This is a genomic window from Pseudoclavibacter sp. 13-3 (assembly GCF_021168475.1).
Classification (GTDB): Bacteria; Actinomycetota; Actinomycetes; order Actinomycetales; family Microbacteriaceae; genus Pseudoclavibacter_A.
In genome coordinates this window covers 255052-273586 of record NZ_JAJOZT010000004.1, presented here as the reverse complement: position 1 = coordinate 273586, position 18535 = coordinate 255052, and the positions used below count along the sequence as shown (strand labels likewise).

Genomic DNA, 18535 nt, shown 5'->3' with positions numbered 1-18535 from the left:
AAGTCGACGACCCGAACGGGCCGCCCCGGTGCGACGTCGTACAGAGTGACGCCGCGCCACAGAGATGGAGGAACACGGAATGTCTGTACTGACGATCGGCGATCAGTTCCCTGATTACGAACTCACGGGCGTGGTGCCCGGCGACCTGAGCAAGGTCGAGGCGAACAAGCCTGAAGACTTCTTCACCACGGTCTCATCGAAGGACAACCCCGGAAAGTGGCGCGTCGTCTTCTTCTGGCCGAAGGACTTCACCTTCGTCTGCCCGACCGAGATCGCCGCCTTCGGCAAGCTGCACGACGACTTCGCAGATCGCGACACCGAGGTGATCGGCGCCTCGGTCGACAACGAGTACACGCACTACGCTTGGCGTCGGTCGCATGAAGACCTGCGCGACCTGCCCTTCGTGATGGCCAGCGACATCAAGCGCGAACTGGTCACGGCCACCGGCGTGCTCAACAGCGATGGAGTCGCCGACCGCGCCACGTTCATCATCGACCCGAACAACACCATTCAGTTCGTGATGGTCGACGCAGGCTCAGTCGGTCGCAACACCGATGAGGTGCTGCGTCAGCTCGACGCGCTGCAGTCCGATGAGCTCTGCGCCTGCAACTGGAAGAAGGGCGCAGCCACCATCGACGCATTCCACGAGCTGGTGCACTGATGGCCATCGAGAACCTGAAGAATGCGCTGCCCGACTACGCAAAAGACCTCAAGCTCAACATCGGCACGTTGCTGCGTGACTCGACGCTGACCGAGCAGCAGCTCTGGGGCGCGATGGCGGCCACCGCTGCGGCGACCCGAGTCGAGTCGGTCATCGTCGAGGTCGTCAGCGAGGCCAAAGAGCACCTCGACGAGACGGCGCTGAAAGCGGCGCTCGGTGCGGCCTCGATCATGGGCATGAACAACGTGTTCTACCGTGCCCGCCACTTTCTGCACGGCGCCTACGACGATCTGCGCGCCGGGCTGCGCATGAACATCATCGGGTCGGCCGGAGGCGTCGCCAAGGCAGACTTCGAGCTCTGGTCGCTGGCCGTCTCGGCGATCAACGGCTGCGAGCAGTGCCTCGACGCTCATGAGGCGACGGTGCGTCGCGAGGGCATCTCGCGCGAACAGGTCTATGAGACGCTGCGCATCGCCGCAGTGATGTCGGGCATCGGTCAGGCGATCACGCTCGCCGAGACCGTCGAGGCCTGACCAGCAGTACGGATTCGCGCGCGATCGACTGGACCATCAGGTCGGATGAGAGGAGGGTCGGCACCGCAGACGCGGAGCCGACCCTCCTCTCATCGTCTCTCTGGCACCGTTCCCGGGCTCACCGCTCTCGGCAGGTGCCGAGCTCGTCGGCGTAGAGCAGCCAGTCGGGCAGGTCTGCGAGGAATGCCTGGCGCACCGGTTCGGATCCGGACGCACGCCAGTCGACGATGTCGTTGATCTCGATCTCGAACTTGCGCCACTCGAACCAGTTGATCATGCGAATCTTCGGATATCGCTCGTGCAGGCCGTCGGCGAACACCTGCGACCACCAAGCCTGCTTGACGCTGAGCTCATCCTCTCCGGCGCGTGAGGGGGTGTAGATGGCCGCGGTCTCCGGAACGGCGATCGGCTTGCCATGCCGCTCGCCGTAGACCTCGTAGAAGTCAGGAAGCATGGAGTCGTCGCCAGCCGTGCCATGGTATGAGCCGGTGAGCATGTCGGCGAACTTCGTGGTCTCGACCAAGGGGTCGTTGTCGCCCCACGGGCGCTGGTTGCCCCAGTGGTACAACGACACCCCCGCCCAGTCCACGACGTCGTCACCCGGGTAGTACGGGGCGTACGGATCATCGTGCATCGTGATCGCCCCGTCTGCGTCGGTGTCGAGCAGATGATGGTCAGCACTGCCGGGCACCGCCGCGTACTGACCGCCGACGAACGGATACCCGCCGCCGTAGTTGGGTGCCCACATCATCGCGCTGCCGGGCGCTCCCTCGTGCACGGATTCGGCGACTCGTCGGAACACCTCGCGATAGGCCGTGGGCTGCTGCCCCCAGGAGTACCAGGACCCGTTCATCTCGTGCGCCAGCCTGACGACCACCGGCACCCCGGAGTCGTTGAGCGCGGCCAGATCGGTGACGAGCCGGTCCACGACCGGCTCGCTCAGCGTGGTGAGACCGCCGTGCGGTTCGAGGGTGAGCAGAAGCACACCACCGATCTTTCTCACCTGGGCGGCGGCATCCGCCGTGTGCTGCCAGGTCTGATCGTCGTAGGGAATGTCGGTGAACTGCACGACCACCGCCGGGTCGTGGGCGAGGGCCTCACGATGCTCGGCCAGGGAGTTCGCCTCCCAGTCGAGATTCACTCCGAGCAGCACGCCGCCGTCGACGTCTGCGAGCACGTCGCGATCGCTGATGGCGCACTGCTCCGCGGTGGGCTCGGGAGGCATCGCCTGGCGCATTCCGAGAGTGATGCCGGTGGCGGACATCGCCATCAGGATCACCGGCACGATGACGGATGCGCGAGCGCGGCCGCGTCGCCGGGGTCGATTCTGCGTCGTGTTCATGTCAGACTCCAATGCAATCGAATGCGGCGAGAGGAGGGGCGAGATGCGGAGCGCCAACAAGCCTGAAGGCCGGCACCGTTCGTCGGCGCTGCTGTCGGTCGCGGCCGGCCTTCTGACAGGCACCATGCTGCTGGTCGGCTGCGACTCCTTGCCGCGCGGCGGGACGGCCGCGTCCGAGCCGGCGGCATCGCAGCCCGGCGGCGGGGGAGACGAGTCTGCGCATGAGCTCCGCTGGGGAGTCTTCCTGCCAGACGACGGGCAGCCGTCGAGCACCTACGAGCACGTGGTCGATGTGGCGGGAGCCACCCCCGACTACCTCATGCGGTTCGTCGCCCTGAACGAGCGCGTGCCCGTCGACGGCATTCGTGAAGACGCCGCCCGTGGAGCAACCCCGATCGTCTCGCTGGAGCCGTGGGTGCCCGAAGCCGGCACTGACCAGCCGGCATACGCGTTGCGCAGCCTGGCCGCAGGCGATCACGACGTGGCGCTGCACCGCTGGGCGCAGACGCTCGCCGGGCTCGAGACGCCGATCATCCTGCGCTTCGCCCATGAGATGAACGCGAACTGGTACCCGTGGGCAGTGGGCGTCAACGGAAACACGGCCGACGAATTCGTGCAGGTCTGGCTTCGTCTGGCCCGAATCCTGGACGAACACGACGCCGGCAACGTGCAGCTGTTCTGGGCGCCGAACGTCGCGGTCGAGGGAGTGACGACCCCGATCTCCGACACGTTCCCCGGCGCGGACGCCGTCGACCTCATCGGCGTGAGCGGATACAACTGGGGCGACGGCGAGGGACACCACTGGACGGAGCCGGGAGAGCTGTTCGGATCGTCGCTCGACGAGCTGCGGGAGCTGCAGACGACCGCCCCACTCCTGATCTCCGAGACCGGCTGCGCCGAGGACGCATCCGAGACGCGCCGCAAGGCCGCCTGGATCGACTCGCTGATGCGCCTGGCCGCGAACCAGGAGCGCCTGGCCGGTCTCGTCTGGTTTCAGATGGACAAGGAGCGCGACTGGCGCCTGGACTCCCGACCAGAGAGCGCCGAGGCGTTCCGGCGGGCGCTCGGCGAGCACACCTGAACGGTGTCTCTGCAGACGTCCGCGGCGATGGCGCTCACTGTCCATGGTCCCTCCGCGCGCTCCGAGGGCGTGCACCGTCCGTGTGCTGGAGAAGACGGCGAGCCGCCGTCTTCTCCAGCGGCACCGGTGCAGGCACCCAGCACAGTGCGTCGCGCTCGTGCCGGTGAATCGGGGTGAGCAGATTCAGCCGATAGGCCTCATGCGCTCGCCGCATCGCCGCAGAGATGCCGAACAGACGGAGATCGGCACCCTCAGCGCGCACGAGATGGAGCAGCTGCAGCATTCCCGCGAGCCCTGCCGGGGTGACCCTCTCGACTCCTGCGACGTCGACGAGCACCAGGCGGTCGCCGTCGAGGAAACCGGCGATCTCGTTGCGCAGTCGCAGCGCGGCGCGTGAGTCGAGCGTGACGGCGTCTGGCCTGAAGACCACAGCATCGGAACGAACGGTCACAGGCCCTTCGAGCGACGTGGCCGATCCGGGAGAGCAGGGCTCGACGGCAGCGGCGAATCCGCTGTGCGATGGGCCTTCCGCACCATGCTGTCGACTGGCGGTTCTGGCCACGATGTCGGCGAAGAGGGCGTCTTCTGCGGATGAGGGCTCGCGCACAGTCGTCGGGTCAGGTCCACGGTAGCGTGCCGCACCGATGACGACGGAGAGGAGCACGACGTCCAGTGCCGTCCACCCGAAGGCCAGCAGCGAGGCCTGCAGATCGGTCGCCCCGGTGATCAGACGGATTCCTCCGACCAGGCCTGCCGTGAGCAGCAGCCCCAGGACCACCAGCTGCGGTGTCACCGCACGGAGACCGCTGCGATCGGCACCGCTGCTCGACTTCGGTGTGACGGTGAACTGGACGGGTCGCCCCGCCACCGCGGAGAGCAGGCCGTCGACTGACGCTCGGATCCAGGTGGGAAAGAGCGCGATCGAGAGCTGCTGCCCGCGCCAGAGCCCTCGTCTGCGCCATCCAGAGACGAGGAACAGCAGCTGGCAGAGCACGAAGAGCGGCACGAACCGCACGGCGAAGTCGAGTGCGCTCGCCTCCATCGGCGCGATGCCCGTGGTGAGGAACACGATCGGGGCGCTCAGCAGGGCAACCGCCGCGAACCCGCTCAGATAGCTCGTCATGGTCGCCAGGTACATCAGTCGCTGACCCGTGGAGAGGCCACGGACGAACAGGGGATTCTGGGTGAAGAACACCTGCATGGTGCCGGTCGCCCACCGGTGCCGCTGGGCGATCGCGTCGCGGATGTGCTCCGGGGCGAGGCCGCGCACCAGCACCTCGTCATGGAAGACGCTGGACCAGCCGAGAGCGTGCAGATGCATCGCCGTCGCCATATCCTCGGTGATCGAGGTGGTGCGCACCGGCTGGACCGCGAGTGCGGAGTCGCTGCGCGTGACCGTCATGCGCTGCAGCACGCCGGCGAGCACCTCCTCGACGGCGAAGGGCAGCGACAGATCGGTGCTGTGCGCGGCCTGCACGCGCGCCCGGAACCTCAGCACCACCGCCGCCAGCGGATGTGCCCGGCGCAGAGATCTGCCCGCCTCGTCGATCGCGGCGAGCACATCGGTGAGCACGTGCGCTGCCGCGGGATCGCTCGTGCGCACCGACGATCGCAGCGCGGTCAGCTGGTGTCGTGAACGACGCAGGTGACGACGGATGCGCACACGGGCCCGCGACGGCATGCGGCTGAGCCCGAGCGCCATGACCGCCTCACGGCGCAGCACCGCGTTCGAGCCGCAGAAGAACGCCGCGTCCCAGCCGTCCTTGCCCTGCTGAATGGGACCATAGAACAGCTCGGCGCGGCTGCCCAAGGGATCCCTGCGCCCGATGTTCCAGAACTCCTGCGGAGTCTGCACGAATGCGACCCGGTCGTCGGCGAAGTATCCGAGCACTGCGTCCAGGAAATCGGGGGAGGGCACCTGATCAGCGTCGAGCACGGCGAAGAACTCCCCGTCGGTGCGGAAGAGCGCGTTGTTGATATTTCCCGCTTTGGCGAGGCGAGGGCGGCCCGCCCACTCGGGACCCCTGGTGATGTAGCCCACGCCGATGCGCCGTGCCGCGAGCCGGAACTCCGACCGGTCGCCGTCATCCAGAATCCAGGTCTGGTGCGGATAGCGGATCGCCTGGGCGGCGATGGCCGTGCGCAGCACGAGGTCGAGTGGTTCGTTGTACGTCGTGATGAAGATGTCGACGGTTCGTCCCTCCGGAGCGGCAGGCGCCCTCGGGCGACGCCTGGCGTTCCACATCGTCAGCGCGTAGAGCAGGGACTCTGCGAGGTAGTAGGTCTCGGCGACGACCAGGGGGACGGCCAGCCACGCGGCCGACCAGGCGATGGTCTCAGACCAGCGCCAGACGATGTATGACATGCCGAAACCGGCGACGAGGATGGCGATCAGACGTGCGAACAGCAGACGAGTGGGGGACATGGAACGCCTCCAAACAGGGTCGGGCAGCGAGGATGGGGTGCCGCACAGAGGGTTCGGACATCTGTGCCGCGAGGCACCTGCTGACGGGCGAGCCGCAGCCGATCACACGGCCGTTCGCAGATGCCGGTCACGGGTGGAGAGACCCACCCGGGAGCACTCGGACGACTGCGGGTTGACCGAGTGGAAAACAGTGGACGGATCAGAGGGGGGGCGGTCAGTACGGGGAGCTGCCGACGAGCACGGGCTTTCACGCAGACTATCGACTGCACTGTATGCGGCAGAAGAAATCGGTGTAACCATTGCGTGAAGTGATTCTCAGCACGTGTCTGGCCCACGACGTCGGTACTCTTGGAAGGGTGACGATCATTCAACAGGCGCAGGCCGTGCTCTTCGACCTCGACGGTGTGCTGACGCCGACTGCCCTGGTGCACGAGCGGGCGTGGCGACGGCTCTTCGAGACTGTGTTCGCGCACTATGGCGTGAGCCCCGACTACACGGCCGACGATTATCTGCGATATGTCGACGGACGGCCACGCTACGAGGGCGTCGCCGCCGTGCTCGCGTCCCGCAAGCTGACGCTGCCCATCGGAACCCCCGAAGACGAACCGGGGCTCGACACCGTGTGCAGCCTCGGCAACATGAAGAACGACCTGTTCACCGCCGTGCTGGCGGCCGACGGCGTGCAGGCCTACCCCGGGTCGGTCGCTCTGCTCGAAGAGCTTCGCGCAGCTCGCGTGCCGGTCGGCGTGGTCTCCAGCTCGCGCAACGCCCGCCGCGTTCTCTCGGCAGCCGGCCTCGACGGGAACTTTCCCGTGATCGTGGACGGCGTGCATGCCGCTGCTGCAGGGCTGCCGGGCAAGCCCGCGCCGGACACCTACCTGGAGGGAGCACGCATGCTCGACGTCGATCCACGCGGCACCGCAGTCGTCGAAGACGCGCTCTCCGGCGTCGCAGCCGGTCGCGCCGGAGGATTCCACCCCGTGATCGGAGTGAACCGGGGTGCCGGCCGGGACGCGCTCCTCGAGGCCGGTGCCGATCTGGTCGTGAACGATCTTGCAGAGCTGACGAGCGCAGCCCGAGAGGAGAACGCATGACGACATCCGGACGCCTCGCCCTGGGGCGAGAGTGGAGCCCGACCGACATCGACCGAACACGATTTCGGATCGACGAGTGGGGGCTGCGCGAAGACCGCTTCGACATCGACGACGTCGGCATCACAGAGACTCTCTTCGCCGTTTCGAACGGGTACATCGGCTTTCGCGGCAACTACTCGGAGGGGCGGTCCAGCTGCGAGCAGGGCACCTATGTCAGCGGGCTGCATGAGACCTGGGAGATCCGGCACGCTGAAGAGGCCTTCGGATTCGCCAAGGTCGGACAGAGCATGATCAATGCTCCCGACGCGCGGCCGATCCGCGTCTACGTCGACGACGAGCCGTTCATCCCGGACAAGGCCGAGATCGTCGACTACCATCGCCGCCTCGATTTTCGCACCGGGCAGCTCATCCGTGACCTGGTCTGGCGGACGCCAGCCGGCAAACGAGTGAGGATCACCTCGTCTCGGCTGGTCTCGTTCACGCAGCGCCACCTGGCTCTGCTCACGTTGACGGTGACGATGCTGGAAGGAGACGCGCCCATCGCGATCTCGTGTCAGATCATGAATCGGCAGGATGGCGAAGACGACTTCGGCGTTCGGCAGCATGCGCTGGGCAAGGGGATCGAGCCGCGCAGGGCGAAGCAGTTCGAGCACCGGGTGTTCCTGCCGCGATACCGCATGCAGAACGACCAGCGCAGCGTGCTGGGCTACCGTGTCGCAAAGTCCGGGCAGACGATCGCGGTGGCCGCCGACCATCTCATCGAGACACGCAACGCGTATCGCAGCTCGCACACGATCACTGATGACCTCGCCCGCAACGTGTTCGAGGTCGACGCGCGCGAGGGCGTGCCGACCACGGTGACCAAGTTCGTGACCTATCACACATCGAACGGGTATCCCGTGCAGGAACTCGTCGACCGCTGCGTGCGAAGCCTGTCCAGGGCTCACGAGTACGGTGCCGACGGACTGCGCCGGCAGCAGCGGCGCTGGCTCGACGCCTTCTGGGCGCGCTCAGATGTGCGCATTCCCGGTCAGCCGGTGATCCAGCAGGCGGTGCGATGGAACCTGTTCCAGCTCATCCAGGCCTCGGCCCGCGCCGAGGGCTGGGGCGTGCCGGCCAAAGGGCTCACCGGATCGGGCTACAGCGGCCACTATTTCTGGGACACCGAGGTGTTCGTGCTGCCGTTTCTCTCGTATACGAGCCCTGATGTCGCGCGCAACGCGCTGCGGTTTCGCGTGCAGATGCTGCCTCAGGCCCGACAGCGCGCCGACCAGCTCGGCGTCGAGGGCGCGCTGTTCCCCTGGCGCACCATCAATGGCGAGGAGTCGTCGGCCTACTATGCGGCCGGCACTGCGCAGTATCACATCGACGCAGACATCACCTACGCCATCGCGAAGTACATCGGGGCGACAGGAGACTACGAGTTTCTCGCTCGTGAGGCCATCGACGTGGTGGTCGAGACCGCTCGCATGTGGGCTTCCCTGGGATTCTGGCGCGGCTCGAACGGGGAGCGCACCTTCAACATCCATGGCGTCACCGGTCCTGACGAGTACACGACTGTCGTCAACAACAACCTGTTCACGAATGCCATGGCCCAGTTCAATCTGCGCTACGCGGTGAGCGCGCTGCAGCAGATCGCCCAGCTGCGCCCCGACGACGCGCTTCGCGCTCGCGAGCGGCTCGACATCACCGATGACGAGATTCGACGCTGGGAGCTGATCGCCGATCGCATGGAGCTGCCCTTCGACGAGCACTTCGGCATCCATCCCCAAGACGAGCAGTTCCTCAATCGTGAGATCTGGGACGTCGAGAACACGCCGCCAGAGCAGAGACCGCTGCTGCTGCACTTCCACCCGCTGGTGATCTACCGGTTCCAGGTGGTCAAACAAGCCGATGTGGTGCTCGCGCTCTACCTGCGCAGCGACCTGTTCAGTGCTGCCGAGAAGCGCGCCGACTTCGAGTACTACGAACCGCTGACGACCGGGGACTCCACGCTCTCTGCCGGTGTGCAGTCAATCGTGGCAGCAGAGGTCGGGTATCAGGAGCTCGCCTACGACCACTTCATGTGCTCGCTGTTCACCGACCTCGACAACCTGCATCGCAACACCGAGGACGGCGCCCACATCGCATCCGCCGGCGGCATCTGGACCACGATCGTCAGCGGGTTCGGCGGTCTGCGCGACGTCGGCGGCACGCTGCGCTTCGACCCTCGGCTTCCCGCTGACTGGCAGGAGCTCTCGTTCCCCCTGACGCAGATGGGCACCCGGGTGCGCTTCACCGTCACGCGAGACACGCTCTTCGCCGAAGTCGAGGAGGGCACGCAGCTGACCTTCTGGGTGCGCGGCCAGCGGTTCGTGGTGCGTGCGGGCGAGCCCGTCTCAGTGGCGCTCGACGGTCAGGGATCGATCATCGAAGGCGAGCCGGACATCGACCAGCTCGAAGGCTTCCGACGCGAGGACGGCACGCTGCTCACCGCGTCGATTCCGGTGGTGACGAGCGAGATACCGATCGTGCACGGATCGGTGAGCGCCTGAGCCGGGAGGTCCGGGACATGTATGCCCCGGGTCGTATATGCCCCGCGCAGGAGGTGCGGTGATCCGCGCCAAGACGTCGACGGGTGGCTAGCATGGCTGATATGGGCATTCGAAACGAACGTGCGGCAAATCTTCCTGCGAAACTCTCGCGCAGCTGGCTTCTCGCACCGCCGCATGACGAGCAGACGCTGCTCGACGCGCTGGCGAGCGAGGCCGACTCCGTCGTCTTCGACATCGAAGACGGCATTCCAGACGAGGGCAAAGACGCCGCTCGAGCGCTGGCCGCTGAAGCGCTGAACAACGGGATGAGCGCATGGGTGCGCATCAACCCCGCCGGCAGCGAGCTGTGGCATCGCGACCTCGATGCGCTGCGTGGCGCAGAAGGGCTGCGCGGCGTCATGCTGGCCAAGACCGAGACCGCCGAGCAGGTGGCGCTGACCGGGCAGGGGCTCAACCCCGGCACACCGGTGGTCGCGCTGCTCGAGAGCGGTCTGGGCGTCGAGAACGCACCGTTCATCGCGAAGGCACCGGGAACCTTTCGGCTCGCCTTCGGCGTGGGCGACTTTCGCCGCGACACCGGTGCGGGCAACACCGCCCTGGCGCTCGCATACGCGCGGTCACGGCTGGTCGTGGCCTCTCGCGTCGGCGAGCTTCCCGGCCCGATCGACGGCCCGGTGCTCAGTGACGACCCGGCGGTGATCATGGCGGCCTGCCAGACCACGGCCGAGATGGGCATGACCGGCAAACTGGTGCTCAAGCCGCAGCAGACCGCACAGATCAACGAGCATCTCGCTCCGACGCAGTCCGAGATCGCCTGGGCGCGCGACCTGCTCGACAAAGACGCGCAGGGCGACGGGGGAGCCGACGGCAGCTACCTGCCACGACTGTCGCGGGCGAAGAAGATCAGCCGCCTGGCCGCATCGTTCGGCCTGTGGAACAGCTGATCGAACACCCCTCACACAGATGCAGAATGGCCGGCACACAGTGTGCCGGCCATTCTGGCAACGGTGTGGTGCTGAGCCGAACGACTCAGCACCACACCGTTCGCATGGTCATCTCTGGTGCTCGGCCAGACGCAGCCAGGTGTCGACCACGGTGTCAGGGTTCAGCGACATCGACACGATGTGCTGATCGAGCAGCCACTCGGCGAGATCCGGGTGGTCGCTCGGGCCCTGCCCGCAGATGCCGACGTACTTGCCGGCCGCGTTGCAGTGCTCGATCGCCATCGCCAGCAGCTTCTTGACCGCCGGGTTGCGCTCGTCGAACTCGTCGGCGACCAGCGCCGAGTCACGGTCGAGGCCGAGCGACAGCTGCGTCATGTCGTTCGAGCCGATCGAGAAGCCGTCGAAGTACTCGAGGAACTCGTCTGCGAGCAGTGCGTTGCTCGGGATCTCACACATCATGTAGATCTCGAGACCGTTCTCGCCGCGCTTCAGACCGTTGTGCTCCATCAGCTCGATGACGCCCTTGGCCTCTTCGACCGTGCGCACGAACGGCACCATCAGCTTCACGTTGGTCAGGCCGATCTCGTCGCGCACGAACTTCATGGCACGGCACTCGAGCTCGAAGCAGGCCCGGAAATCGGAGGAGACGTAGCGTGAGGCGCCGCGCCAGCCGAGCATCGGGTTCTCTTCGTCGGGCTCGTAGCGGGCGCCGCCGAGCAGGTTGGCGTACTCGTTCGACTTGAAGTCGCTCATGCGCACGACCACCGGCTTCGGCGCGAAGGCCGCGGCGATCATCGAGACGCCCTCGGCGACGCGCTTCACGAAGTAGTCGGTCGGGCTCTCGTAGGCCGCGATACGCTGCTCGATCTCGGCCTTGAGCGCGGGCTCCTGGTCGTCCAGCTCGAGGAGTGCGCGCGGGTGGATGCCCACCTGGCGGTTGATGATGAACTCGAGACGCGCGAGGCCCACGCCGGCGTTCGGCAGCTTCGCGAAGCTGAACGCCTGATCCGGGGTGCCCACGTTCATCATGAGCTTGACCGGGATCTCGGGCATGTGGTCGAGCTCAGTGCGTTTGAGCTCGAAGTCGGCGATGCCCTCGTAGACGAAGCCGGTCTCCCCCTCTGCGCACGAGACGGTCACCGACTTGCCGTCGGCGAGCGAGCGAGTGGCGTCGCCGGTGCCGACCACGGCGGGGATGCCGAGCTCGCGTGCGATGATCGCGGCATGGCAGGTGCGCCCGCCGCGGTTCGTCACGATGGCGCTGGCACGCTTCATGATGGGCTCCCAGTCGGGGTCGGTGATGTCAGCGACGAGCACCTCGCCCTCGACGAAGTCGACCATCTGATCGAGCGAGTGCATCACCCGCACCGGGCCGGCGCCGATGCGCTGACCGATGGCACGACCTTCGATGAGCACGTCGCCCTTGCCCTCTGCCCCGATGCTGAAACGCTCGAGCGCCGAGGAGTCGTCGCGTGAGCGCACGGTCTCCGGGCGCGCCTGCAGCACGTAGATGCGGCCGTCGATGCCGTCTTTGCCCCACTCGATGTCCATCGGACGTCCGTAGTGCGCTTCGATGGCCAGCGCGTGGCGGGCCAGTTCCTGCACCTCGTCGTCGGTCAGACTGAGCTTGAGACGATCCTGCTCGGGCACGTCGACGAACTCGGTGCTGCGGCCGACGGTCTGGTCGTCGGTGTAGATCATCTTCAGCGCCTTGCCGCCGACCGAGCGCTTGAGGATCGCGGGCCGCCCGGCGCGAAGCGCGGGCTTGTAGACGTAGAACTCGTCGGGGTTGACGGCACCCTGTACGACGCCTTCGCCGAGGCCGAACGCGCTGGTGATGAACACCGCGTCGTCGAAGCCCGACTCGGTGTCGAGGGTGAACATGACGCCCGACGCGCCGATGTCGGAGCGCACCATGCGCTGGATGCCCGCCGACAGGGCGACGTCTTCATGGCTGTAGTCGTTGTGCACGCGATAGGCGATCGCACGGTCGTTGTAGAGCGACGCGAACACCTCTTTGATGGCGGCCAGGATGTGGTCGATGCCGCGCACGTTCAGGTAGGTCTCCTGCTGGCCCGCGAAGGATGCGTCGGGCAGGTCCTCGGCAGTGGCCGAGGAGCGCACGGCGAACGAGACGGCCGTGGGATCGTCGTACGACCCGGTCAGCTGTTCGAAGGCGTTGCGGATGTCAGCCTCGAGCGCCGAGGGGAAGGGCGTGTCGCGAACCTTGGCGCGGATGTCTTTGCCGGCCGCAGCCAGGGCGACCACGTCGTCCGCATTGAGGTCTGCAAGAGTCTTGAAGATATAGTCACGCACACCCGACTCGTCGAGGAACGTGTGGAACGCGGCCGAGGTGGTGGCGAACCCCTCGGGAACGTTGACGCCTGCCGATGAGAGGTTCTGAATCAGCTCACCCAACGAAGCGTTCTTGCCGCCGACTTTGTCGATGTCATCGAGGCCGGCCTCGGTGAACCACAGGACGTTTTCTGACACTGGTCTCCTTCAGTGGTAGTGGTGTCGATGGGTCATCACCGGCACACTGCAAAAAAGTATAGTCACGATATGTTTCTGAAGGGTGACATCCTGCTGGCGGACTCTCCGCCGCCGCTACTTGCGCAGGCTCATGCTGTGCAGAATCACCGAGGCCATCTCTTCGATCGACTTGCTCGCCGAGTTGACAAAGGGGATGCCGTGGCGTCGGTACATCTCTTCGGCGTTGCGCAGCTCGTAACGGCACTGGTCGAGCGAGGCGTAGCGCGAGTCGGGGCGGCGCTGGGTGCGCACCTCGCTCAGTCGCTGCGGGGTCGAGAGCAGGCCGAAGCACTTGTCTGCCAGCGGCGCGATCGGGGCAGGCAGCTCGATCGAACCGAAGTCTTCATGAATGAGCGGGTAGTTCGCGACCAGTACGCCGTGCTGCAGCGCCAGATACATGGTCGTCGGCGTCTTGCCGCAGCGCGACGGGGCGATGAGAATGATGTCGCTGCGATCCAGCGCGCGCAGGCTCTGACCGTCGTCGTGTTCGATCGCGAACTCGACGGCATGCATGCGGGCGTTGTAGCGCTCGAGGTCGCCCTGCCCGTGCGCGCGACCCGGCGAGTGGCTGGCCTCGGTGTGCAGAGTCTGCTCGAGGCGCTTGGTGGCCTCGCCGAGCAGGTCGATGACCAGGGCGCCCGAGGCGGTGAAGACCTCGCGGATCTCGTCGGAGACCACGGTCGAGAAGACCAGCGGAGTGGGCTGCGACTTCGAGAGCGAGTCGATGTGGCGCACCACGGTGCGAGCGTATTCGACGGTGTTCACGAAGGGGATCGTGGCGCGGATGAAGCTGTCGTTCGGAAACTGCGTCAGCAGCGTGTTGCCGAGGGTCTCGGCGGTGATGCCGGTACCGTCCGACACGAAGAAGACCGAATGCGTCTCGTGCTCTGTGCTCATGACTGCCTCTCTGCCGGCGACGGGTTCCACGATACCGCAGAGACGCCCCCGAGTAGGGTGCTGCTATGACGCAACGCTCCCGCTGGCCGCAGGCCGAGGTGACACCTGCCTGGGCACGGCCGCGTGTGCGGGCAGAGATCTGGATCGTGCTCGGGCTCACGCTCGGGCAGTCGGCGGTCTTCGCCGCACTCTCGCTGCTGCGCAAGCTGACGGCCGAAGGCGGCCTCGGCGCCCAGACGAGCACCCTGAACGCGAGTCGGGCGTCGCAGCCCTGGCTCGACCTGCTGATCCAGCTGGCGCAGATCGGCTTCGGCCTGGTGCCGGTGCTGTTCGTGCTGTGGCTGCTGGCAGCGCGTGCGGCAGCCGCCGGCGGGCGCACCGAACCTGCCCTCACCGGCGCCGGCTTCGGGGTCGGCGCCGCCAGGCTCGGTCTGCACGATCTGTGGAGCTGGCGCACCGTGGGTCGCGGCTGCCTGCTCGCCGCGGTGATCGGCCTGCCCGGTCTCGCGCTCTACGCCGTCGGGCGTCTGCTCGGGCTCACCGCCAACGTCGTGCCGGCGGCGCTCGATCCGAACTGGTGGAGCATCCCCGTGCTGCTGCTCGCAGCGGTGCAGGCAGCCCTGCTCGAAGAGACCGTCGTCTCGGGATGGCTGGTCATCCGCCTGCGCGAGATCTCGTGGGGGTGGCCTGCCGTCTTCGTCTTCGCCGCACTGCTGCGCGGCTCGTATCACCTGTACCAGGGCGTCGGGCCGTTCGTCGGCAATGCGGTGATGGGCGTGGTCTTTCTCTGGGCAGCACGCCGATGGGGCGGGGTGGCCCCGCTGGTGGTGGCGCACTTTCTGCTCGACGCCTGTGCGTTCGTGGGCTGGCAGCTGGCCGGCCCCTGGCTGCTGTCGACCGGTCTGCTCGGCTAGGCCGGCGGGCTGGTCGGGCGGCGGCCGGTCAGATGCCGGGCAGCTCGAGCGGTACCGGATGCATCTCGTGACGCAGCTCGATGAGCTTGCGGGCGTGTGACCGCAGGTGGCGGTCCTCGTCGCTGACCGGCTCCCACTGCGGCACGTCGGTGGCATGTCCGTCTTCGCCGACGACGACCAGCACGCTCATGCAGCGTGTCGTCAGCCGCAGATCGCTGGGTCGTTTCGGGTCTGCCGTGCGCACCTGGGTGCTGACGTGGATGCTGTGCGGCGTCGTCAGCAGCAGGCGCGAGCGGATCTCGACGATGTTGCCGATCGGAATCGGATTGATGAAGTGGATGCCGCCGGAGTAGACGCCGACCACGTCGTGCTTGGCCCAGCTGGTGGCGCAGGTGTTCGCCGCCTCGCCGATCCAGCGCATCACCGTGCCGCCGTGGGTCTTGCCGCCCCAGTTCGCGTGCTGCGGCGAGGCCAGAAAGCGAAACACCGTCTCGGGCGCGGTGCCGTAGGTCGTGTATGACTGCGAGGCCATCGACTCGCGGATGCGGCGGCGGGGTTCGATGCGCTCGATGGCGGCCTCGTGCAGCTGGCGTTCGGTGTCGGTCTGCGGGCTCCACTGGGGCACCTGTGCCGGCGTGCCGTTCTCGTCGACGGCGACGAAGATCAGGATGCAGTCGCAGGCTGGCTGGTAGGCGCGAGTGCGCACGTCGGCCGATTCGACGCGCACGAGCACGTGCATGCTGGTGCGGCCGGTGTGGATGACCCGGGCATGCGCCGCGATGATGCTGCCCGGGGCGATCGGCCGGTTGAAGTGCACGTTGCCGACATAGGCGGTCACGCAGTATGAGGAGCTCCAGCCGACGGCGCAAGCGTAACCCGCCCGGTCTATCCATTCCAGGACGCGGCCCTCGGCGATCGAGGTGCCGGTCTTCGAGACCTCTTGGGGCAGAGCCATGAACCGCAGTGTGATGCGGTCTTGCGGTGACGCCGCTTCGCTGTCGACGGGGGATGAGCCGGTGGACTCGGACGAATGAGGGTCAGTGAGCATGCACATACCCTAGTCGATCCTGCCGGTGCGGCAGCGGATCAGCTCTGCGCGGCGAACCGTCTGGCCGCGAGGGGAACGATCGCCGAGAGCGACACGACGCTGATCAGAGCGCCGAAGACGAGTGCGGCGGCCTCCCCGCCGTTCAACGCCCCGGTCTGCATGCCGATGGCGGCGGCGGCGATCGGCACCCCCAGCTGGGCGCTGCCGAGCAGCGCCAGTGAGATCGGCTGCCCGGTGAGTGCGCCGACCGCGTGCACGGCCAGGCCGCCGAGCCCCAGTGCGAGGCCCAGCAGCATGTGCTGCGGACCACTCCACAGCTCGCCCAGCGACAGGGACGCGCCGAGCCAGACGTAGAACAGCGGTGAGAAGAAGCCCTCGCTGAGTGCGAAGACCTGCTTCGCCAGCCGACGGGGCTCACCGATCGCCGCGACGGCGACGCCTGCGGCGAACCCGGCGAGCATGATCGACACCGCGGTCTGCGAGGCGAGCGCTGCGAATGCGAGCAGCAGCACGAGCGAGATGCGCAGTTCGAGCGCCAGATGCTCGCGATGACTGACTCGGTGGGCCTCGCGCAGCATGCCGCGACGTCGCAGCACGCGCAGTGCGACGACGACCCCGGCCGTCAGCACGCAGAGCGCGAGCGCCCCGACGATGGTCAGCAGCGCCCGGCCGGTGTCGATGGCCAAAGGCAGCAGCACGATCGACGCCACGTCGGCGATGGCGATCTGCGCCATCGTGGCGGTTACCGCCGGGCCGGTGAGCCGTGCCTGGGCCATCGCCGGCAGCGCCAGAGCCGCTGATGACGACCCGAGCACGACTGCGTAGATCAGCCAGTCGGGACTGTGCAGGGTCAGGCTGATGATCGCACCGAGCGCGAGAGCTGCCGAAGCCACCGCGGCCGCTCGCAGAAGACCCTTCCACAGCAGCGGCCGCAGCTCGGGATTGCGCACCGGAATCTGACTGCCCGCGACGAACATAGTGAGTGCGAATCCCAGATCGGCCAGCAGCGTGAACATCGAGTCGCTCGCGTCGACCCACCCCAGACCGGTGCCGCCGATCAGCAGGCCGCCGAGAATCTGGCCGACGAGCACCGGGGTTCGCCAGCGGGTGACCCAGCTCAGCATGGGCCCCAGCAGCGCGACCACGGTGATCGCCAGCAGCGTGAGCAAGGTCATGCTGGCACGTTAGCACCCTCGGCGCGGCCGCTCTCCAGCGCGCTCGCGACCACAGCATCCTCGGTGGGACGCTCTCGCAGTGCCGCGCTGCTCGCGGCGATCACCGCGAGGCTGACCAGAGCCAGCACCGCACCCACGGTGAACATCCAGACGTGGTGCACGCCGCTGAAGGCCAGCTCGATGCCCGAGAGGACCGCCGGCATGAAGAATCCCAGGTAGGTGAGGCTGTAGAACACGGCGGTGAACGCAGCCAGACGCCCGGGCGGTGCGATGCGCTGCACGTACTGCAGGCCAGACACCAGAACCGTGCCGTAGCCGGTGCCCAGCACGGCCGCGGCGACCAGACCCAGCCACACCTGCTCTGCGGCCAGCGCGCTCGCCGCCAGCAGCATCCCCGCGCAGGCGACCATCAGGCCGAGCACCAGTGTGCGAGCCGAACCGCGGCGTTCGAGCCGCCTGACCAGCGGCTGCACACCGACGCCGCAGGTCAGCCCCACCAGGCACATCAGGGCGCTGAACCCGATCTCGAGGCCGGGGGCCAGTGAGAGCAGCTGCGTGGGCAGGATCGCGTAGGCGCTGCCGGCGCAGCCGAACACCCAGGGCGCTGCCGGCGCGACGACCAGCAGGAACCGACGGCGCACGGCCGGATCGATGCCGTCTTCGGCGATCAGCGCGAAGCGCGAGCGGCTGCGGCGACGCGACGTGGAGAGCACCGCGTGCACCTGGGTCTCGGGGCCTGTGCGCAGCATCCACACCGTCACCGGAATGAGCAGCGCGATGTTGACGAGGTACGGCAGCATCGTAGCCGCAGGCCCCCACTGCGCGATGGCCCCGGCGACCGCAGCCCCTGCCCCGAAGCCCACGCTGAGCGTGATGGATGCACGGCGTGCGCCCGCACCCGCGTCGGCGCTCGCATCGAACGGTGCCGTCGAGAGCTCTTTGATCCAAGTGCTGCCGACCGCCATCGCCAGGCCGAGGGCGAGACCGCAGAGCAGACGACCGATGAAGAGGGCCACCATACTCTCGGGGCCGAGTGCGAGCACGAGGCTGCCGGCCATGGCCAGCAGCGGGCCCGGGATCATGACCGGACGGCGACCCAGGCGGTCGGCCATGGGACCGCCGATCAGCAGCGCCGGAATGATGCCCAGCACGTACCCGCCGAAGAGGATGTTGACCTGCAGGGCGGCGAAGCCGCTGTGCATCTGGTACATCACCAGCAGGGGAGTGAACTCGTTGCCGGCCCAGGCGACGGCGAAGAGCACGGCGGCGACGCTGAACCACGACCGGCCGGTCGCTGAGGGCACCCGACCGGTCTGCGGTGCGACGTCGGAGGCCGCCGTGCGCTGCGTCGACAT

General features: G+C 67.3%; 14 protein-coding genes. 7 read left to right on the top strand and 7 right to left on the bottom strand.

Annotated features, from left to right (window positions below; translation table 11 throughout):
• Positions 1-79 precede the first annotated feature (79 nt).
• Together LRX77_RS08740 and LRX77_RS08735 are read left to right on the top strand one after the other, a co-directional pair.
• The gene (locus LRX77_RS08740) at positions 80-661 is read left to right on the top strand and encodes a peroxiredoxin (protein WP_231832508.1); all 582 of its coding nucleotides are present in this window, start codon (positions 80-82) and stop codon (positions 659-661) included.
• Positions 661-1194, top strand: coding sequence for a carboxymuconolactone decarboxylase family protein (locus LRX77_RS08735; protein ID WP_231832507.1), 534 nt, complete (start codon positions 661-663; stop codon positions 1192-1194). The genes LRX77_RS08740 and LRX77_RS08735 overlap by 1 nt, the downstream gene beginning before the upstream one ends.
• A gap of 118 nt (positions 1195-1312) precedes the next feature.
• Here LRX77_RS08735 and LRX77_RS08730 read toward each other — a convergent pair whose 3' ends face one another.
• A complete protein-coding gene (locus tag LRX77_RS08730; protein WP_231832506.1) occupies positions 1313-2536 on the bottom strand; it encodes a glycoside hydrolase family 26 protein in 1224 nt (407 codons plus the stop codon).
• Positions 2537-2579: 43 nt separating this feature from the next.
• Here LRX77_RS08730 and LRX77_RS08725 point away from each other — a divergent pair, with 43 nt between their 5' ends.
• A complete protein-coding gene (locus tag LRX77_RS08725) occupies positions 2580-3617 on the top strand; it encodes a glycoside hydrolase family 26 protein (protein ID WP_231832505.1) in 1038 nt (345 codons plus the stop codon).
• Positions 3618-3651: 34 nt separating this feature from the next.
• Here LRX77_RS08725 and LRX77_RS08720 read toward each other — a convergent pair whose 3' ends face one another.
• Positions 3652-6042: a glycosyltransferase family 2 protein gene (locus LRX77_RS08720; RefSeq protein WP_231832504.1), complete on the bottom strand. Its 2391-nt coding sequence runs from the start codon at positions 6040-6042 to the stop codon at positions 3652-3654.
• A gap of 356 nt (positions 6043-6398) precedes the next feature.
• On the opposite strand from LRX77_RS08720, the gene LRX77_RS08715 reads away from it, so the two are divergent.
• The 3 genes from LRX77_RS08715 (at position 6399) to LRX77_RS08705 (ending at position 10614) form a co-directional block, all read left to right on the top strand.
• Positions 6399-7136: an HAD family hydrolase gene (locus LRX77_RS08715; RefSeq protein WP_231832503.1), complete on the top strand. Its 738-nt coding sequence runs from the start codon at positions 6399-6401 to the stop codon at positions 7134-7136.
• Positions 7133-9670 (top strand): glycoside hydrolase family 65 protein, encoded by a 2538-nt coding sequence (locus tag LRX77_RS08710; protein WP_231832502.1) that lies wholly within the window; start codon positions 7133-7135, stop codon positions 9668-9670. The genes LRX77_RS08715 and LRX77_RS08710 overlap by 4 nt, the downstream gene beginning before the upstream one ends.
• A 101-nt stretch (positions 9671-9771) precedes the next feature.
• Positions 9772-10614 carry an HpcH/HpaI aldolase/citrate lyase family protein gene (locus LRX77_RS08705; RefSeq protein WP_231832501.1) on the top strand — a complete coding sequence of 281 codons (843 nt, stop codon included), beginning with the start codon at positions 9772-9774 and terminating at the stop codon, positions 10612-10614.
• A gap of 108 nt (positions 10615-10722) precedes the next feature.
• Here LRX77_RS08705 and ppsA read toward each other — a convergent pair whose 3' ends face one another.
• Together ppsA and LRX77_RS08695 are read right to left on the bottom strand one after the other, a co-directional pair.
• The gene (gene ppsA / locus LRX77_RS08700) at positions 10723-13107 is read right to left on the bottom strand and encodes a phosphoenolpyruvate synthase (protein WP_231832500.1); all 2385 of its coding nucleotides are present in this window, start codon (positions 13105-13107) and stop codon (positions 10723-10725) included.
• A gap of 114 nt (positions 13108-13221) precedes the next feature.
• Positions 13222-14043, bottom strand: a complete 822-nt coding sequence (locus LRX77_RS08695; protein ID WP_231832499.1) for a pyruvate, water dikinase regulatory protein — start codon at positions 14041-14043, stop codon at positions 13222-13224.
• A 65-nt stretch (positions 14044-14108) separates the two neighbouring features.
• Here LRX77_RS08695 and LRX77_RS08690 point away from each other — a divergent pair, with 65 nt between their 5' ends.
• Entirely contained in the window at positions 14109-14957 is an 849-nt protein-coding gene (locus tag LRX77_RS08690) for a CPBP family intramembrane glutamic endopeptidase (protein ID WP_231832498.1), read from the top strand.
• A gap of 28 nt (positions 14958-14985) precedes the next feature.
• Here the strand turns inward: LRX77_RS08690 and LRX77_RS08685 are convergent, their stop codons facing one another.
• Genes LRX77_RS08685 through LRX77_RS08675 form a run of 3 tightly spaced genes read right to left on the bottom strand, consistent with a single transcriptional unit; the run spans position 14986 to position 18535 of the window.
• Positions 14986-16005 (bottom strand): acyl-CoA thioesterase, encoded by a 1020-nt coding sequence (locus LRX77_RS08685; protein ID WP_231832497.1) that lies wholly within the window; start codon positions 16003-16005, stop codon positions 14986-14988.
• A gap of 38 nt (positions 16006-16043) precedes the next feature.
• Positions 16044-17180: a cation:proton antiporter domain-containing protein gene (locus LRX77_RS08680; protein ID WP_231832496.1), complete on the bottom strand. Its 1137-nt coding sequence runs from the start codon at positions 17178-17180 to the stop codon at positions 16044-16046.
• On the bottom strand, positions 17177-18535 hold the full coding sequence (locus LRX77_RS08675) for an MFS transporter (RefSeq protein WP_231832495.1): 1359 nt from the start codon (positions 18533-18535) through the stop codon (positions 17177-17179). Before LRX77_RS08675 ends, LRX77_RS08680 begins: the two co-directional genes overlap by 4 nt.